Here is a 16966-nt window from a genome sequence, read left to right on the forward strand (position 1 = left end):
GGTTGAGCGTCTTGTCGGAGGCTTCACTTATGGTCCGGCAGCAAAGCCCGCCACTCGTCGCGGGTGAGCTCCCAATAGTTCGAGATGCGGACCGATCCATCGGGCCGGATGCTCTGCCGCTCGCCTTTCGCCTTGAAGCCGGCAGCTTCGATCACGCGCGCGGACCGCACATTGTCCTGTGCCGCGGTGAGACCGATCAGCCGAACGCCGAGATGCTCGAACATCCATCCGAAGCTGCGCGCGGCACCCGCCTTGCCCCGGCCCCGGCCCTGCACGTCGGCCCGGCTTGCTCCGGCGAGTTCGGCGGCCGACCGTTCGGGCCAGATCGTGAAATAGGAATAACCCGAGACCTCGCCCTGTTCGTCGAGCGTTACCGCCAATATCGCTTCGCCACGCGCCTGCCGCTCGCGCGCCTTCGAAATCCAGTTTGCGATCACGTCGGGAGTGAAGGGCCGGGGAAGATCGTAGATCGGGTCGGAGATGGCGGGATCGGCCAGCAGGGCAATCAATCCGCCGACATGAGCGAGGCTCGCGAAGCGATGCGCGGGGCTGAGGAGCGAGAGATCGGCATTGCGAACGGCGATGCGGATCGCCTCCACTTCCTGAGCCGTTACCTCCAGCTTCGTCGTGGGCGGCGCGCTCATCCTATTGACGCGCTTTCTTCCACTATGGGCGCCGGCGGTGATGGCGGGCGCTCGCGCAGCACCAGGGTCTGGGTGGCGAGTCCGATCGGGCCCCTTTCGTCGTAAAGCCGTGACAATGCGGTGCCGATTCCGCCGGCATGGACCTGCGTTTCGGATGCCAGTCCGATCCATTCACCCTCCGCCGGACGGTGCAGGTGCAGGCTGAGATCGGCGTTGGCGAACAGATACTGTTCCGCCGACAATACCCAACTCACGCCGCTGCCGAAGTCGGCGGCCGCTGCCGCGCGCATGGCCGGCGATGTCGGCTGATCCTGGACCAGCGGAACGGTCAGGCGGAACCAGGTTGCGGCCGGCCCAGGCTGCGTTGAATCGCCCTGCGCCATGCGATGTTCCATCGCGCTATGGTAGAAGGAAATGCTGGTCGGCATCCCCGGAATGGTGAGGGGGTCATGGCATTCGGCCGGCGGGGGAAGCAGCCGTGCGGGCTGCCACCCGGGCGCGTCCGGCGGCAGGCGGAGCGTCTGGCCGCGGATGAGGAGGGCATGCGCGCGGGCCACCAGGCTCTCGCCCGCGAACAGGTCGATGGTTACGCGCGCGGTGGAGCGGCCGGGATATATGTCCCGATGCGTGGTCAGCGGCGCGACGGGCACCGGCTTGATCAATTCGATGCTGAGGCGTGACAATTGCCATTCGGGGTCGGGCAAGGCGTCCTCGGCAAGATAGGCGAACAAGGCGCCGGGGGCTCCGCCATGCTGCGCGCGTGCGTCCCATGGGCCGCGCGACAGGATGCTCGGATGCCAGATATCGCCTTGCCGGGCGAAGACCACGGGTTGATCGGGCGCTGCGGGAGGCGGGTTGTCAGGCATGATGTTCCTTGGGCAGGGCTCGTCTGGAAAAGGCGACGATGGCGTCGTTGAAGATATCGTTGCGGTCGCCCGCGACCATGTGGCCCGCGCCCGCGATATCGGCGACCTCGAGCCGGGGGAGCCGCCGACGGAAGGCTGCGATGCTGGCATCGCTCACGACATCGCTCGACAGGCCGCGGACGAGCAGAACGGGAAGGTCGGGGAGGGTGGTCAGCGTTTCGGCGGCTTCCGGCATCGTGCCGAGTGTGCTCGACCGATTCCTGTCCAGCATCCGCGGATCCCAGTGCCAGTAGAGCCGCCCGTCGTCGCGGTGGCGGAGATTCTTCATCAGGCCGCCCGTATCGCGCGTCCGGGCCCGGTGCGGATTATAGGCATCGACGGCGGCGGCCGCCTCTTCGATCGAAGCGAAGCCGCCGCGGTGGCCGTGCATGAAGGAGAGGACGCGTTCGATGCCGCGGGACTCGGGTTCGGGGACGATATCGACCAGCACCAGCCCCACGGGCCGCAAGCCTTCGTGGATCGCCTGGATGGCGGTCGCACCGCCGAGCGAGGCGCCGACAAGGATGAACGGGGTTCGCAGGAGGCTGGCCACGGCCTTCAGGTCGCTGGCCCGGTCAGCAAGGGAATAGGCGCCACCGGGCGACCAGTCGCTGTCGCCGTGCCCGCGCGCGTCGAAGTTCAGCGTCTGCAATCCCTCGGCGCGCAGGCGCGTCACCGCCCGGCTCCAGCTATGCCGCGTCTGGCCCCCGCCATGGAGCAGGATCACCGCCGGGGCGTCTGCTGGACCGCCATGGTCGGCGACGAGATCGAGGCCATCGGGCGAACGGATGATGCGCTGCTGTTGCGCCCTGTCCCGAGCGCCGGTCATTCCGGCTTCCGCGTGGGGGCGGGGTCGAGATACTCCGCAACCGTTCGATTGAATCGGTCGAGCGCCCCCTCGAACCGCCCGAACAGGACATGATCGTTGGCGCCTGAGGCCAGCCCGGCGTGAACGCCTTCGCCGATCTTCATGTCCTCCTCGAGCGTCTTGATGGTGATAGCGTGGTTGCGCTGCCAATGATCACGGCTCTTCCCCCCGGCCGGCTCGCTGCCGGTCGGGGCGAGTGTCGCCAGACGAAGTCCGGTGCGGCCGGGCGCGAGCGGTTCCTGCCGGATCCAGACAACATGGTCCTGCTGAACGAGGAACTGGGTCGTGGGGAACAGCGTGTAGACGAGATTGGCATGGTCGCGGATCCGCCAGCCGTCCCGCGCAGCCTCGGGAAGCAGCGCCATGCTCGTGCGCGGCAGGACCGACCGCAGATGCGGCCCGAATGCGCGATAGCTGGAGAGGTTGTCCTCGAAATAGGGGCCGATGGTATCGCGATGCGCGACGCGGAAGTGATAGGATTCGATCCCGCCTTCGATCAGGATCTTCCAGTTGGCGTCGCACGTTCGGCGGTCTTCGGCCGCGATCGTCATTGCGGTCATTCCCAGCGCATCGAGCTCGCCCGCAAGCGGCGCGAAATAGTCGTCGAAGTCAAAGACGCCGCCGGGATCGCCGACCACCCAGATGAAACCGAACGCTTCCTTTACGGGGAGGGGCTTCAGGCCCAGCGCTGCCTTGTCGATCCCGCCGAACCCGTTCTCGAAATGAGGCGCTCCGACAAGCGGACCCGAATTGGCGTAGGTCCAGCCATGATAGGGACAGGTGAAGCGATTGGCGCAGCCCGCCGCTGCCTCGACCAGCCGCGCGCCGCGGTGGCGGCAGACGTTGTGAAAGCCGTGCGCCACGCCATGCTTGTCGCGCGTCAGCAGGACGGGCAGGCCGTAGACGTCGCAGCGCAGAAAGGCCCCGGCGCCCGCGAGTTCGCTGATATGCGCGGCGGCGTGGGGCAGGCGGTGCATGATCGTGTCGCGCTCGTGGGCAAACCCGGCTTCGCTGAGATAGTGCTCGACCGGGTTCCGCGTGACGGCTTCGTCGACGAAGAATGTTTTGGACGCGGCGAGCGCCCGCAATTCGTCGATGAGCTCAAGTTCGACCTTGCGGTCCATACGAATCCCCTTACCGGTTGGTAGGGACGTTGACTTACCGATCGGTAGGCGTCAAGCCATGACGCATGGCCACGGCTTTCAGAACCTCCGCCTCGACCCGCGACCGCATGATCGCGGAGGCGCGCGCTTTATTTGCGGCACGGGGCTTCTACGGGGTCAGCATCGCCCAGATCGCTGCGGAGCTCGGCCTGACGAAGCAGGCGTTGCTCCATCATTTCGGAACCAAGGAGCGGCTCTATGGACTGGTGCTGGAACAGATTGCGGAGGAACTGGCCGATCTGAAAGGGGCCCTGGAACCGGGTGTCGATCCGGCGCGTCGGCTACAGGATTGGGTCGTCGCCATGATCTCCGACACGCCGCCCCGTATCGAACGGTCGCGGTTGCTGATGCGTGAAATTCTCGACAACCCGGTCCGGGCTGAGAGCGCGGGTTCCTGGTATCTCAAGCCATTTCTCGACGAACTCGTGATGATGCTTCGCAGCGTGCCGGGTTGGTCGGAGGCGTCGGACGCTCAATTACGCGCCACGGTCGTTCAACTCCTTGGCGCCGTCAACTATCATGCTGTCTCCGGCCCGACCTTCCGGGGCATCTTTGGGGCAGAAGCGGCGCAGGCCATGAACGGGATATTCGCGGCGCAGTTGCAGCATATGCTGCGCGCCGTGCTGACGGCAGGGCCGGGGGCGTGAAAGCAACAAGTTATTCGCGGGTTTGATCGCCACCGGTCTTTTCCAAGGGGCGTGGGTTTTGAGATCACGCGCTTTCCCTTAGTGGGCTCGATCTTGATCATGCGCCTCAGTGCATCGAACGTGTAGCGCGCGGAATGCCCGGGCCATTGGAATTTGCCCCCGATCACGCGGCGGCGCCGGTCGCGCGCCAGGCCAGATCGTCGTGTCGGCAGCGCCGGCCAGCGGCCCATCGAGAGCGGCCCATCGAGATTGTGTGCGGCAAGTCCTGCAAATAGCAGCATAGCCTGCCGCTGTGAAACTGGCGCGCCGACTTCTGGCAGCCTCAAGCACCCGAGTTTCCGCCATGGGGCGCGGCCGGGAAGGTGGCCAGCAGCCTGACCAGCGAAATCTGGCGCGTGACGCCGGTTTTGTGAAACAGCGATTTCAGTTGGGTGCGGAGCGTCTCGCGCGTGACCCCGCGCTGGCCGGCGATCTCCTCCAGCGAATGGTCCGCATGCAGTCGCGACGCAAGGTCGGCCTCCATGGCCGACAAGCCATAGGCCTCTCGCAGCGCGACTTGCCAATCGGGGCCGGGAGCGGCGTCCGGGTCGTCGACCCGCAACAGCACTCCGGCGTCGCCATCGAAACCCGCCGGCAAGAGGCGCAGGCGATAGGGACGGCGCCCGGACGGACGCGGGCAAAGCAGTGCGGTGCGGGCCCCGGCGATCCGGTCGATGATGGCGCCCGCCGCAGCGCGCAGTTTCGTCTCGATGCCGATCGGCAGGACAAGCCGCCGGTCGCGCAGGAAAATGCCGTCGCGTTTATCCAGCAGGCGCTCGGCGGCGGCGGAGATCGCAACGACCCGCAGGTTGCGGTCGAGGTGCAGGATCGCCTCGCCGCTCTGATCGACGAGGTTTTGAAGCCTTGCCCCCCGGGCCCGCTCGACCGCGAGCGTGCGTCGCAGCGCAACGACGCGGCGGACATGATCGTAAACCTCATCGAGCCGCCGCTCGTCCCCCGCGGTGAAGGCGGCGTCGCCGGCGGCGCGGTGAACTCCCAGCATCAGCCCTTCGCGTCCGGGTAGCGGGGCGACGCTCAGGCAGCGTCCCGTATCGTCGCCGGCCTGGCGTATCAAATCATTGTAGAAGGCAGTCCGCTGGAACCTCTTCGGTGACATGGCCTTGTCCAGAGCGGCGGCGCGGCCGAAGCGGCCGAGGTTCAGCGACAATGTCATCCAGGGATCGTCGTGCACGAAGTGCTCGGCGTAGGTGGTCAGTGACCCCTGGTCCCACCAGTTCGCTTTGACCGCCGTCGCGACCCTGTTCTCCAGAAAGATCAGGAGTGCGGAACGGGTGCCGCACGCCTCCGCGACCCGGTCTGCGAGATCGTCGAAGGCGCAATCGTCTTCGACCGCGGCGTAAATCCCATCGAGATCGATTCTCATCCGCGCCCCTCAATCCGCTCCCGGCCCTGATTATCCCGTCGCTGATTTCGCAACAAGCCGCATCCTTCACCCGAACGGGGGAAGCGCGTCCCGACGGGCGAGATTATGAACGCGGAGCAGATGACATGGAAACGGAAGGAACGGCGGATGGTCGATGGCGTTGTCGGCATGAGAGGCGAGCCGCCGGCGGCGGGGCGCATGGCACTTGTCGCCATGCTTTGCGCCATGGCTTTGCTCGCGATGGCGCTGGCTTTTCCGAGCGCTGTCTCGGCGCAAACCCACAGCGGCGGCCGTGCCGACTATGACACCCCGGAACTCGTGGATCTCAATATCGCGAAGGTCACTTTTCGAGGCGGCTGCTTCAGTTATGAATTTGGCGGAAACGGGGGGTTTATCGATTCCGAAGAGGATGATTTCATCTGGACGGGGGAATGCGTAGCCGGACAACCAATAAACGGACCGGGCATTTTCAGAAGAATCACGTTGAGCGGAAGCCTCAAGGGCGATTGGACCGAGACGTCTTCCTTCTATGAAAATGGTGTTCAAAGCGGGAAATATAGCTGGAAATCCTATGTGGCCTGGAACCCTCCGGGTGAGCGGGACTTCAATGGTTCGGGCAGCATCACGCGCGGCTGTGACGACGCCGAGAATGACGAATATTGCGCCGAAGACTTCTCGACCCTTGCGAAAAGGCTGAGCACGAGCGGGGTCGGTATGCGAGCCGCCGCCAGCGCGACCGGCGGCGCGGTGGGACAAAATCGCGGCAAGGGGGGCAACCCCGACTGGATGTACGACGATGCCGATCACGGCAAATGCGTGTCGGTCGAAGGGGTGCCGGCAACCGGCGGTGGCGGATTGGCCTATGGTCATTACAAGCTGATCAACAGCTGCGCCTACCCGCTCGAGATGCGGCTCTGTATCACCCCCGACCGGCTCGACGGCAGCGACAGCAATTACGACCTTCATCAGGACGGCGCGAAATGTCCGGGCATGGGCTGGGGCGCTGGTACGATCGATGCCAACGAGGTGCAGAACGCGCGCGAGTGGTTCGAATATAATCGGCTGAAATGGGACATTCAGGTTTGCCGCAAGGGATGGGACTTCGTCGGCGAGGACGACCATTATCCCTCGGATATTCTGGGCCTGCCCTACGGCTGTCGAACACGGCGGCCCAGCAAATAGAATGGTTCCAAGGTCAGGCCGCACAGCGCTCAAGCCCTCGTCCGCTTTCTGAGGTTCGGCACCTAGAAGCGGCCTGACCGCAACCGGCCATCACCAACGTCGATGTCCCCGAGTTCCCCGGGACATCGTTATTATTGCTCGCCGAAAGTCGCTATTTGACATCATTACATAGCGGATAGAATCAATCTCTTACACGCCTGCACGACCGGCCCGATTAGCCGGGCGTCCACGCAGCGCGCGTCATCCTCGGCAATATGATGGAAGCGGTGGGCGCCGAAGATGCCAGCGATCGAGAGGTAGCCGGCCGCTGCGATGGTAGCGAGCTCTCCGGCAGCGCCCGGCCCGACCGGATAAGCCATTTCGAGCCCCGCGAGACCGGCAAAAGCGGCACGCGCTTCGCCGACCAACGCCTCGCTTGCAAGCAGGAAGCGCTGCGGGTCGGCACTGGGCAATGGCGACAGGCGTCCGCCGCCGAGTTCATGCCACTCGCGCGCCGCGACATTGGCGCCGAGGTGCAGCCAAAATGCGGTGGCGTCGGGGGCGGGGGCGTTGGCGGAGAGTGTGTGCGCGGCGCCGAGATTCTCGTATTCGTGGCCGCTGTTGCACAGGAAGAGCAGGTCGTGATCGGGCAGCGCGGTGGGCGCCCAACGCGCGAGCGCGAGCCAGCTTGCGATGCCCGGACCGCGTTCGCCGGCACACGCGGTCCATCCCGATCGCGGGGTTGAAACGACCAGCCATCGGCCCTTGCCGCGATCGATCCGCCCGGCGAGGTTGAAGGCGGCTCGGGTTTTCGCCTCGCCATCGATCACCAGCGTCGCCTCTGCGCCAGTGAGGGCGCGCAAGGGAGCGGTCCGGTCGGGCGCAATGGTCGCCACCGGGCGCCCGAAACCCGACGCGCGGGCGTCGCAATTTAGCGCGGCGGCCTTGCCCGTCGGGCCGTGCGTGACGAAGAGCACGGCCCGCGCATCTGCAGCAAACAGCTGAGGCAGGAGCGTGCGGATCGCCCCGTCGTTCATGCTCGACCAGCGGGCGTGGGGAAGATCGACCAGCGCGATCGTGCCCGCAAGATCGCTGGGCATCTCCTGCCCGGCGCTCATCGGTGCGAGTGGAGCCGTCACGCCGGCGGGGCCGGTCGAAACGACGATTCCCGCCGGGATGACGGGGATGATGTCTGCGCCGACGGCCAGCCGCGCATCGTGAAGGTCGAACCCCGGCACCGGGAAATCCTGCCGCGTCGTAGCGAAGCCGGCAGCGCGCAACTCCTGCTCCAACCACCGGCCACAATCCCGATCGCCCGGACCGCCCGAGAGCTTGACGCCGAATGCAATATAGCGGTCGAGGTCTGCGGCAAGCGTTTCGGCCGCCCTGGCCTCGCCCCCCTTTTCGCGCAAGGCTCCGGCGATCACCGTGCCGCCGGTTCCCTGCAATAGCTGACGTCGCATCATATGTGCACTCGATCGGGTCAGAACAGCAACTGAACCTTCTTGCCGTCGATCTCGGTTCGAAATTCGCGGCGGCTGGTGAAGGCCGGGGGAATATTCTTTTCGTCCCAGCGATCGAAGCGGCGCTCCATATCCGTGACGGCTTTGGGGTGCTGCGGCGAAAGGTCGTTCGCTTCGCCGCGATCGCGGCCGAGGTCGAAGAGCATCTGCCATTGTCCGAGCGGCGATAGGCCGATCTGCGTGCCGTCGGGCAGGGGTTTCCCCATTACATCGGCGAGCGTCTGGACATCGGCCGCTTTGTTGATCGTAATCAGCTTCCAGGGGCCGCGCCGCGTCCAGTGATTGGGACCCATGCGCCAGAACAATATCCGGTCCGCCGACAGGGCGGAGGGGGCGAGCAGATTCTGCCCCTCGCTCTGCGGCGGCGCGGGCCGGTGCATCGCGGCCGCCATCGTCGGCATGATGTCGAGCGTCGAGATCGGGAGCGCCTCGACCTGGCCGCCCTTCACCCGTCCGGGGGCGCTGAGGATGAACGGCACGCGCACCCCGCCTTCGAGCGGAAAGGCTTTCCACCCCGCGAAAGGCGCGTTGGAGCAGGCGCCTTCGGCATAGTTGGGGCAACCATTATCGCTGATGAAAAAGACGATCGTGCGGCGGTCGAGTCCGTCCGCTTTCAAGGCGTCCATCAGGCGCCCGACATTCTGGTCGAGCTTTGTCATCATCGCCTTGTAGATTCGGGATTGCGGCGACGGGTCCTTCGCAAATGGCTGCACATCTTCCGTCGTCGCCGCATATGGCGAATGCGGTGCGTTATAGGCCAGATAGAGGAAGAAGGGACGATCATGTCTCGACCCGACGAATTTTACGGCCCGGTCGGTGAACACATCGGTGATGTTGCCGGGCGGATTGACGGTTTCGCGCCCCTCCATGATCGGAAAGCGCTTGCGCGTGATAAGCTTGCCTTCGCCGCTGTCGGTGGTCACCAGTCCCTTGGTGCCGTCGGGATAATAGCTGGTCGCGCCGCCGAGGAAGCCGAAGAAGCTGTCGAAGCCCTGGTCGAGCGGGTGGCGCCCGGCCCCGTCGCCGACGTGCCATTTGCCGATCATCGCGGTCTGGTAGTTCGCCTGCTTCGCGACCTCGGCGATCGTCGTCTCTTCGGCCGGCATTCCAACGTCGCGGCCGACGAGATTGTAATAGAAGCCGAAGCGCCCCTGAAACCGGCCGGAGAGTAGCCCGGCGCGCGACGGGGAACAGATCGGCGCGGTCGAATAGGCGGTGTCGTAGCGGATTCCCGACCGGGCCAGCGCGTCGATATTCGGGGTGCGAATGGCGCCGCCATAGGCACTGAGGTCGCCGTGACCGAGGTCGTCGGCGACGATCAGGATGATGTTCGGCTGGTCGGTGGCCGCGGCGGGCGGGGGCGCTGCCGCCCGTTCGCGCGGGGCCGCGCAGGCGCCGAGCGCAAGAGCAGCCAGGACGGTAGCCGCCGTCGTCAAGGAGCGCCGTGCCGCCGCCCCGCGGCCGGTGGGGCGCTGTGCCCTTTTTGCATGGGTCATTCGCGATCCTCCCTTGATGTGCCGCCGGCCGATACGGGCCGGATCGATTGGCCGATCGATTCCAGACTCGCGAGCGTCGAGCGGTCGGATTCGCGGACCGGCGCCGGATGCAGCGACCGGCGGGTGATCAGCACGATGGCGCGTGCGGCGCTCGCGGCGACATCGCGCTGCCGCGACTTGATCGCCGCCGCCATGAGCCGATGGGCGTGCAGCGATTCAACTTCGGTTTCGACGGTGCCGGGCAAATGCAGGCGCTGCTGCCAAAGGACGAGCCGGCCGATGTGCAGCAGCATCCGTTCGGCGATCGGGCTGCCCGAATGCCTGCCGATGAAGGCGCCGATCGAGAAGGACAGGCGGTATAGCTGCCCCTTGTCTGCCGTATCGGGCAGGTGCGCCGCGTCGGCGGGAATATGACGATCGAGTTCGGCGAAGGCGGATTCGGGCATATGCTCGCTCGCCAGCGCCGCGCAGCGCGCATAAATATCCTCCAATATGCCGAGCGCATCGATGAACTGGTCGATATCGATGTTCGCGACGCGGGCGCCGCGCCACGGCAGAATCTCGACGAAGCCCGCCTGCGCGGCGAGCCGCAACGCCTCGCGCGCCGACGGCCGGCTGACTTCGTAGCGCTCGGCGATCTCATTTTCGCGGAGCGGCATTCCGGGCTGGTGCCGCTGGACGATGATCTCGCGGATGATCGCTTCCGAAAGCCAGGCGTCGGTGGTGCGATTATCGTCGCTGTTCCTGCTTCTGCCGCTGCTCTTTGCCATTTTTCTTACCTCGTGCGCGAAGCAGGGGAGCGCCTTGCGCCCCGGCTCGCGCCGCATGATTTGCGCCAATCGACGGCGGGATTCCGTCCTTTGCGGCAGTATAGGCAGCGCCTCTTTCCAACAAGCCGTCATGGTTCTTCCCCGGTCGCAGGCCCGGCGAGCGCCGCTTTCGCATCGAACAGGCCTTTGCGAAGCCAGCCGTTCTCGTTCGCGTTTCGCGAGGCCGCGAGCAGCGCCTCGATCGCCGCGATCCGCGCCTTGAGGGCCGCTTTGCTGACCGGGTCGGCCGCCAGAGCGGCGCTGGTCAGGCGCAGCGCGGTCGCCGCCCGATGGTCCGCGATCAGTGCCTGCGCGCGCGCGGCGACAGGGTCCGCCCCGCCCGCCAGGCGCGTGAGTTCCGCATAGGCCTCGTCGGGCGACACCGGATACATCGAGGCGGGGTCGCCGTCGAACCAGCCGATATAGGCATCGTAGATACCGCGAACCGACCACACGATCTTGCCATAATCCTCACCGACGTCGAGCGATGGCGGCAGCTTGACGTCGCGCATCAGCGTGTAGACGTCCTTGCCCTCGTTCATCCCCTTCACCGTGGCGTCGTGGACATAGAGGATCGCATCGCGATAGCGGGTCAGCACCCGCTGCACCGTGTCGGCGCCCTCGATCGGGACGCCGTGGCTCGGCAGAACGATGGTGGGTTTCAGCGCCAGAACCTTGTCGATGGAGGCGACATAGTCGAGCGCCGGCCGGGGTTCGGTGCCGCGCAGCGTGTAGAGATTGGGGAAGGACTGGTAATAATTGTCGCCGATGAAGAGCGCCCTGAGTTCGGGAATCCAGACATTGAGCATGTCGGGTGTCTCGCCCGGCGCGGCGAAACAGACGAAGGTCAGTCCGCCGAGCCGGAAGCGATACTCCTTGTCGAACACAATATCGGCGAGCGGCCGCGCGGCGTGATTGCCGGGATTGGCGTGGCTCACCACGGTCCTGCCCGTTTTGGTATATTGCGCGCTCGCGCGGGTTGCCAACAGGCCGCTCAGCCGCGCGCGATAGTCGAGAAACTCGCCCTCTTTCTCCTGCGCGATCACATGCGTGCCGGGCCCGCGCCACAGTGGAAGTCCGCCGCTATGGTCGGTGTGGGCGTGAGTCAGGATGACATAGCGGACGGGCGCGCCGGAAACCTTGGTGAGCCATGCATGGTGCCGTTCGGCGGCGCGCGCGTTCGACGTGTCGATGATGACATTGCCGCCCGGCGTCGGCACCATGAAGCTGTTGCCGAACGCCGTCGCCTGATAGATGCGCCCGCCGAGATAGGGATGGGCTTCACTCTCGCCCTGTCCGGTGCTGAGCGCGGGGTTCGATGCGGGGCCGGCGTCCTGCGCCGCGGCGCCCGCGGCCGCGAGGCAGGAAAGGAAGAAAGCCAGTCCCGTCGCAGCGGCTGTCGATCGCGCGATGGGTCTGGCTTGTCTGTTCGAAGCCATGATTCAGGAAAATCGGCCGAGCGGCGGGAAATGATAAACCCCGTTCAATAGCGGCGCCTGCGGCACATAGGCGCGCATCGAAAGCACGAAGGGCTTGGCCTCCGGTGCGGGAAGCCAGTTGGCCCGGCGCGCGGGGCCGGGATCCCGGCGGGCGATCCAGATATCGATCGAGCCGTCGCGATTGCGGACAAGCCCCTCGGTGCGGTCGCCGATCGCATAGCGCTCGATCGGGTTGGGCGTGAAGAAAAATTGTCCGTCGCCGGTCGCCTCGTAAAGCGTCATCGACCAGAAGCCGTCGACCGGCGGCAGCGCGCCGGGCGCGAAATGCAGGTGATAGCGGTCGCCGTGGAACAGGCCGTCGGGGGCATCGCCGGTCGAGCGGGTATAGAAGGCTTCCTCGAGCGGCAAGGCGAACAGGCCGCTCACCGCGATCTGGGCGCGAAATTCATAATCCTGTTCGAAGCGGCCGAGATCCCAGGGCGGATACGCCCAGCCGTCCTTCGTCAACTTGCCGAGCTGCGACTGGGCGGCGATCGCGCGGGCATCGGCGATCCCCGCTTCGATCTCGCGGATCGCCTCCGCCGTAAAATCGGGCGGCCGAAAGCCGGAGCGCGTGAGGCCGAGCGGGGCGATCCGGTCGAACAGCGCGTCGTCGGTCACCGGCGGCGGCGATTCGGCGATCAACGCCGCCGCCCCGGCGAAATAGTCCCGCCACGGCGCATCGCGCGCCGGCACCGCGATCGCCGGGATCGGGCCGGCCGTCCCCTTGATCGCCAGCCCGTCCTGCACGGCGCGAACCGCGGCGACGTCCGCCGGGCCGTCGACCAGCGCCCGCGCGAGGACGAAGGCCCAGTCGGACGGCGCCCGGATCGCGTTGGCGGGCGCGTTGCCGCCCGGTCCCGCGACCACGAACTGCCCGCCGTCGCCCCCCGTGGTACGCGTGCCCAGCACCGCGATCGTATTGGTGTACATGTCGACCAGTTGCACCGAGAAATAGCGCTTCCCAGTCGCGGGCAGGGTCAGTTCGACCGGCCCGGCCGCAAGATCGAGCATGGCGTGCGAATACATGGTGTCGTTGTTCGGCGACGTCACCCGCTGCGTCTGGATGTTGGTCAGGTTGCGGTTGGGAACGAAGGCGTTCGCCGGCCCTTTGGCGAGAATGCGCCGCCGCACATTCGCCACTTCGATCAAGGCGACCGAATAGAGCCAGGCTTCGCGTGCCGCGGCGCGAAGCGACGGCTGTGCCGCAAAAGCCCGCCCCGCGAAAACGGCTCCGCCGATCGCCGCAGCGCCCGCTGCCAGCAAATGCCTGCGATCCAGCATCTCGACCTCTCCCTGTGTTGCCCATCGTTTGCCGATGTAATTTTGTCTAACAATAATCATATGCGTTGGTCAATAGCCTCACCCCGGCCATCGTCGGTATTTATAGAAATACAGAGCAATTTTGACGAAAAATATTAAAATCCGGGCTGGGCTTTGGCCGAGGGGCTTTGCCGAGGCCTCTCCATATCGTTTGACAATAATGAAAGATTGTCGGACAAGGGCGCAAACAAACCGATGGGAGGGTGATATGAGCAAGAGAAGGCTGATCGGAGTCAGCGCTGGGGCGATTGCCTTGGCGATTGCGTCGCCGGCATTTGCGCAAACGGCGTCCGGGGCGGCGGGGCAAGCCGATGCGTCTTCCGGCGCGGCGTCGAATGATCGGGACATCGTCGTCACGGCGCGCCGTGTCGCGGAAACCGCACACGACGTGCCGGCCGCGATTACCGCGATCGGCGGCGAGCAGCTTTCCGACCTCCTCGTGGACGATGCCGCGAGCATGATCCGCCAGATCCCCGGCGCCACCCTCGTCACCAGCGGCCCCGCCTTCATCGGCGACGTCTCGATTCGCGGCCAGGGCGGCGGGCGGATCAGTTCGTCGGAAAGCGCCACCGGCATCTATCGCGACGGTCACTATGCCGCGGGCGGCAAGTTCGGCGGCCGCACGCTCACGCGACTCGACCTGTTCGACCTCCAGCGGCTCGAGGTCCTGCGCGGTCCGCAAGGCGCGCTCTATGGCCGCAACGCGGTCGGCGGGTCGCTCAACGCGATCGCCAACAAGCCCGGGTTGCACGACGCGAACGGATGGGTGAGCGCCGGGTACGACAGCGTCGAAGCGCTCGACCTGGAAGGCGTGGTCAACGTCCCGCTGGTCGAAGGCAAGCTGGCCGCCCGCGTGGGTGGATTCGTGATCGACCAGAACGATGGCCACATCACCAACATCACCACCGGTCATATAGTCGACCAGAGCAGCAGCACCGGGCTGCGCGCGGCGCTGGCGTGGAAACCGTCGGACAGCGTCGATACCCGGCTGACGTTCGAGAATTATTACAGCCGGACGCCGGGATTCGGCAGCCTCGGCTACCGCGCGACGCTATACAACGGCCAGCCGCTCGATCCCGGCATTTTCGAGCGGGTGCTGAGCACCGAGGCCTATGCTCATATCAAGCAGCGCGCGCTTTACTGGGATACGACGGTCGCCACCGGCTATGGCGACTGGCATTTCAACGTCGATTACAAGCACCGGACGGGCGGCCGCTTCGACGAGGATTATGACCATTTCCTCGGCTACAAGGGCGTTGTTCTGGGCGGCAAGCCGGTGACGCTGCGCAACAACGAGAAGGAAAGCTTCGAGAACGGCGGCGCGCAAATCTATCTCAGCTCGCCGCAATCGGGCGGGCGCTGGTCGTGGGTCGTCGGGGTCGACGGGCTGATCAACAAATCCAACGACGTCGTCATCGTCGACGGGTCGGCGACGCCCGCCGCATTGCGGCGCCTGTTCCGCAGCGACCTCAGCATCGAAAAGCTGCGCTCGTTCGCGGCCTATGCCACCCTGGGCTATGACATCACGCCGAAGCTGAACCTCAACCTTGAATTGCGCGTGCAGAATGACCGCAAGCGTATCGATTTCGATCGTTCGGCCAGCAACGCCGCGTCGCTGACCGCCCCGATATCGTTCGAAATGAGTCGCAGCTGGACCAAGCTTCTGCCGACGGCAACGCTGCGGTACAAGTTCAACGACGCGCAGATGATCTACGCGCGCTTTGCCACCGGATATCGTCCTGGCGGCTTCAACACGAACATCCCCGGTGACGCTCCCGATGCGGAGAAGCTGATCCCTTACGATCCCGAATATGTTTATGGCGGCGAGTTCGGCTGGAAGGCGGAATTCTTTGATCGCGCATGGACGGTCAACCTGGCGGCCTATTACACCGAAACCAAGAATGTGCAGTCGCTGACGGCGGCAAGCATCACCAATCCGCAGTTCATCCTGCAGAATGTCGGCAGCAATCATATTTACGGTGTCGAACTGGAGACAAGAGGGCGGATCGACCTCGGCTTCGGCCGACTCGACCTCAATGCCGGGCTGTCGACCAGCCACGGCCGCTTCAACAAAGGAGCGGAGACGCTCGATAATACCGGCGTCATCGTCGACCTTTCCGGTAATCGCGTCAACAGAACGCGCGACCTCCAGTTGAATCTGGGCGGTGTGTTGCGGGTGCCGATGGGCGGGGGCGTGGTCGGCAGCATCGGCGCCAATATGCGAACCGAGCATGGCGGCTATTTCGAGCCGACCAACGATGACAAATTGCCCAACTACACGACGGTAGATCTTACTGCCGGAGTGACGATCGATCGTGTGCAATTGCGATTTTATATCAAGAATATAAGCGATCACGTCTACTTGCTGCAAGATATCAGCCAGAACAATTTCTATAGTTCGCCGCGTGAATATGGCGGCAGCATCAAGGTCGCCTTCTGAGATGCGATGGAACGGGCGGTGGCGGGGGAGGGCCGCGCTGGCGGCGGGCGCGATGCTATGCGCCGCGGTCTCGAACGGCGCCCCGGCCCCGGCAAGCGGGGCGGAGCCAGAGGCTTCGGTTCCGGTGTCGCCCGAAGCGCGGGCGCGGCTGCTCGATTATGTGCGGGGCCAGAATAGCACCGGGTTCCTCGTCATCCGCGACGGGCGGGTTCTGGTCGAGGCCAATTGGCCCGCGCCTGCTGCGGACCGGGCGTTCGCCGCTTTCGTCCACGGGCGCGCCCGCGACGGTGCCCTGCTGGTCGATGTGGCGTCCGCGCAGAAGAGTTTCGTCTCCGTCCTCGTGACGATGGCCGCCGACAAGCGGCTCGTCGACCTTGATGCCCCCGTTTCCCGTTATATCGGGCAGGGCTGGTCCAGGGCTTCCCCAGCCGAGGAAGCCCGAATCCGCGTCGTCGATGTGCTGACGATGAGCTCGGGCCTCGACAAGAGCTTCGGATATGCGGCGCCCGCCGGGACGGTCTTTTCCTATAACACCCCGGTCTATGCCGTGGCCAAGCGCATCCTTGTGGCGTCGGCGAAACGGCCGCTGGACGCCATCACCCGCGACTGGCTCACCGCGCCGCTGGGGATGCGCGATACCGCGTGGCGCAAGCGCCCGGCCGCATTCGCCGAGGTGGGAAACGACAGCGGTCTGGTGACCTCGCCGCGCGATATGGCGCGGTTCGGAGGCATGATCCTGAACCGCGGCGTAGCCGAAAACGGCAAGCGTATCGTTTCGGAAAAGGGCTTCGCGGCGATGTTCGCGCGCTCGGCGGTCAACCCGGCCTATGGGCGGCTGTGGTGGCTCAACGGCAGCGCCTATGTGATCGGTCCGCGCGGGCGACGGGACGGCCCGCTGGTGCCGGCCGCACCCGCCGATATGGTGGCCGCGCTCGGGGCGTTCGACAACCAGCTCTATGTGGTTCCCAGCCGCGGGCTCGTCGTCGTCAGGACCGGCGCCGCCGCACCGGACAAGAATTTCGATCAGCAGCTCTGGCAGCATCTGATGGACATGGTCCGCTGAGCCATCGCGGCGCGATGGGCGCG

14 protein-coding genes are annotated in these 16966 nt (G+C 65.5%); 4 read left to right on the forward strand and 10 right to left on the reverse strand.

Going from position 1 to position 16966, the window contains the following annotated elements:
* Window positions 1–23: 23 nt before the first annotated feature.
* The 4 genes from OJI97_RS14975 to OJI97_RS14990 are packed head-to-tail and all read right to left on the reverse strand — an operon-like array spanning window position 24 to window position 3541.
* On the reverse strand, window positions 24–644 hold the full coding sequence (locus tag OJI97_RS14975; RefSeq protein WP_297664771.1) for a GNAT family N-acetyltransferase: 621 nt from the start codon (window positions 642–644) through the stop codon (window positions 24–26).
* A complete protein-coding gene (locus OJI97_RS14980) occupies window positions 641–1510 on the reverse strand; it encodes a thioesterase family protein (protein ID WP_297664773.1) in 870 nt (289 codons plus the stop codon). The genes OJI97_RS14975 and OJI97_RS14980 overlap by 4 nt, the downstream gene beginning before the upstream one ends.
* Entirely contained in the window at window positions 1503–2378 is an 876-nt protein-coding gene (locus OJI97_RS14985) for an alpha/beta hydrolase (protein WP_297664775.1), read from the reverse strand. Before OJI97_RS14985 ends, OJI97_RS14980 begins: the two co-directional genes overlap by 8 nt.
* Window positions 2375–3541 (reverse strand): SRPBCC family protein, encoded by a 1167-nt coding sequence (locus OJI97_RS14990; protein WP_297664777.1) that lies wholly within the window; start codon window positions 3539–3541, stop codon window positions 2375–2377. Before OJI97_RS14990 ends, OJI97_RS14985 begins: the two co-directional genes overlap by 4 nt.
* 65 nt (window positions 3542–3606) lie before the next feature.
* Here OJI97_RS14990 and OJI97_RS14995 point away from each other — a divergent pair, with 65 nt between their 5' ends.
* A complete protein-coding gene (locus OJI97_RS14995; protein WP_297664781.1) occupies window positions 3607–4227 on the forward strand; it encodes a TetR/AcrR family transcriptional regulator in 621 nt (206 codons plus the stop codon).
* 322 nt (window positions 4228–4549) lie between these two features.
* On the opposite strand, the gene OJI97_RS15000 is transcribed toward OJI97_RS14995, so the two are convergent.
* Window positions 4550–5650, reverse strand: coding sequence for a helix-turn-helix transcriptional regulator (locus OJI97_RS15000; RefSeq protein ID WP_297664782.1), 1101 nt, complete (start codon window positions 5648–5650; stop codon window positions 4550–4552).
* Window positions 5651–5797: 147 nt separating this feature from the next.
* Between OJI97_RS15000 and OJI97_RS15005 the strand changes: the two genes are divergently transcribed.
* Window positions 5798–6832: a hypothetical protein gene (locus tag OJI97_RS15005; protein WP_297664784.1), complete on the forward strand. Its 1035-nt coding sequence runs from the start codon at window positions 5798–5800 to the stop codon at window positions 6830–6832.
* 164 nt (window positions 6833–6996) lie between these two features.
* Here the strand turns inward: OJI97_RS15005 and OJI97_RS15010 are convergent, their stop codons facing one another.
* The 5 genes from OJI97_RS15010 to OJI97_RS15030 form a co-directional block, all read right to left on the reverse strand.
* On the reverse strand, window positions 6997–8238 hold the full coding sequence (locus OJI97_RS15010; protein WP_297664786.1) for a hypothetical protein: 1242 nt from the start codon (window positions 8236–8238) through the stop codon (window positions 6997–6999).
* A gap of 56 nt (window positions 8239–8294) precedes the next feature.
* Window positions 8295–9830: a sulfatase-like hydrolase/transferase gene (locus OJI97_RS15015; protein ID WP_297664788.1), complete on the reverse strand. Its 1536-nt coding sequence runs from the start codon at window positions 9828–9830 to the stop codon at window positions 8295–8297.
* Window positions 9827–10600, reverse strand: a complete 774-nt coding sequence (locus OJI97_RS15020; RefSeq protein WP_297664790.1) for a GntR family transcriptional regulator — start codon at window positions 10598–10600, stop codon at window positions 9827–9829. Before OJI97_RS15020 ends, OJI97_RS15015 begins: the two co-directional genes overlap by 4 nt.
* A 128-nt stretch (window positions 10601–10728) precedes the next feature.
* Window positions 10729–12078, reverse strand: a complete 1350-nt coding sequence (locus OJI97_RS15025) for an alkyl sulfatase dimerization domain-containing protein (protein WP_297664792.1) — start codon at window positions 12076–12078, stop codon at window positions 10729–10731.
* A gap of 3 nt (window positions 12079–12081) precedes the next feature.
* Window positions 12082–13401, reverse strand: coding sequence for a DUF1254 domain-containing protein (locus OJI97_RS15030; RefSeq protein WP_297664793.1), 1320 nt, complete (start codon window positions 13399–13401; stop codon window positions 12082–12084).
* 247 nt (window positions 13402–13648) lie between these two features.
* Here OJI97_RS15030 and OJI97_RS15035 point away from each other — a divergent pair, with 247 nt between their 5' ends.
* Together OJI97_RS15035 and OJI97_RS15040 are read left to right on the forward strand one after the other, a co-directional pair.
* Window positions 13649–15880, forward strand: coding sequence for a TonB-dependent receptor (locus tag OJI97_RS15035; RefSeq protein WP_297664795.1), 2232 nt, complete (start codon window positions 13649–13651; stop codon window positions 15878–15880).
* Window positions 15881–16004: 124 nt separating this feature from the next.
* Window positions 16005–16943, forward strand: a complete 939-nt coding sequence (locus OJI97_RS15040) for a serine hydrolase (RefSeq protein ID WP_297664797.1) — start codon at window positions 16005–16007, stop codon at window positions 16941–16943.
* Window positions 16944–16966: the final 23 nt, after the last annotated feature.

The organism is Sphingopyxis sp., from assembly GCF_025869345.1.
In the GTDB taxonomy this organism is placed as follows: Bacteria; Pseudomonadota; Alphaproteobacteria; order Sphingomonadales; family Sphingomonadaceae; genus Sphingopyxis.

Bases quoted from the DNA above. Each gene is read 5' to 3' on its own strand.
- OJI97_RS14975 (WP_297664771.1), bottom strand. From the start codon at position 644: ATGAGCGCGCCGCCCACGACGAAGCTGGAGGTAACGGCTCAGGAAGTG.
- OJI97_RS14980 (WP_297664773.1), bottom strand. From the start codon at position 1,510: ATGCCTGACAACCCGCCTCCCGCAGCGCCCGATCAACCCGTGGTCTTC.
- OJI97_RS14985 (WP_297664775.1), bottom strand. From the start codon at position 2,378: ATGACCGGCGCTCGGGACAGGGCGCAACAGCAGCGCATCATCCGTTCG.
- OJI97_RS14990 (WP_297664777.1), bottom strand. From the start codon at position 3,541: ATGGACCGCAAGGTCGAACTTGAGCTCATCGACGAATTGCGGGCGCTC.
- OJI97_RS14995 (WP_297664781.1), top strand. From the start codon at position 3,607: ATGGCCACGGCTTTCAGAACCTCCGCCTCGACCCGCGACCGCATGATC.
- OJI97_RS15000 (WP_297664782.1), bottom strand. From the start codon at position 5,650: ATGAGAATCGATCTCGATGGGATTTACGCCGCGGTCGAAGACGATTGC.
- OJI97_RS15005 (WP_297664784.1), top strand. From the start codon at position 5,798: ATGGTCGATGGCGTTGTCGGCATGAGAGGCGAGCCGCCGGCGGCGGGG.
- OJI97_RS15015 (WP_297664788.1), bottom strand. From the start codon at position 9,830: ATGACCCATGCAAAAAGGGCACAGCGCCCCACCGGCCGCGGGGCGGCG.
- OJI97_RS15020 (WP_297664790.1), bottom strand. From the start codon at position 10,600: ATGGCAAAGAGCAGCGGCAGAAGCAGGAACAGCGACGATAATCGCACC.
- OJI97_RS15025 (WP_297664792.1), bottom strand. From the start codon at position 12,078: ATGGCTTCGAACAGACAAGCCAGACCCATCGCGCGATCGACAGCCGCT.
- OJI97_RS15030 (WP_297664793.1), bottom strand. From the start codon at position 13,401: ATGCTGGATCGCAGGCATTTGCTGGCAGCGGGCGCTGCGGCGATCGGC.
- OJI97_RS15035 (WP_297664795.1), top strand. From the start codon at position 13,649: ATGAGCAAGAGAAGGCTGATCGGAGTCAGCGCTGGGGCGATTGCCTTG.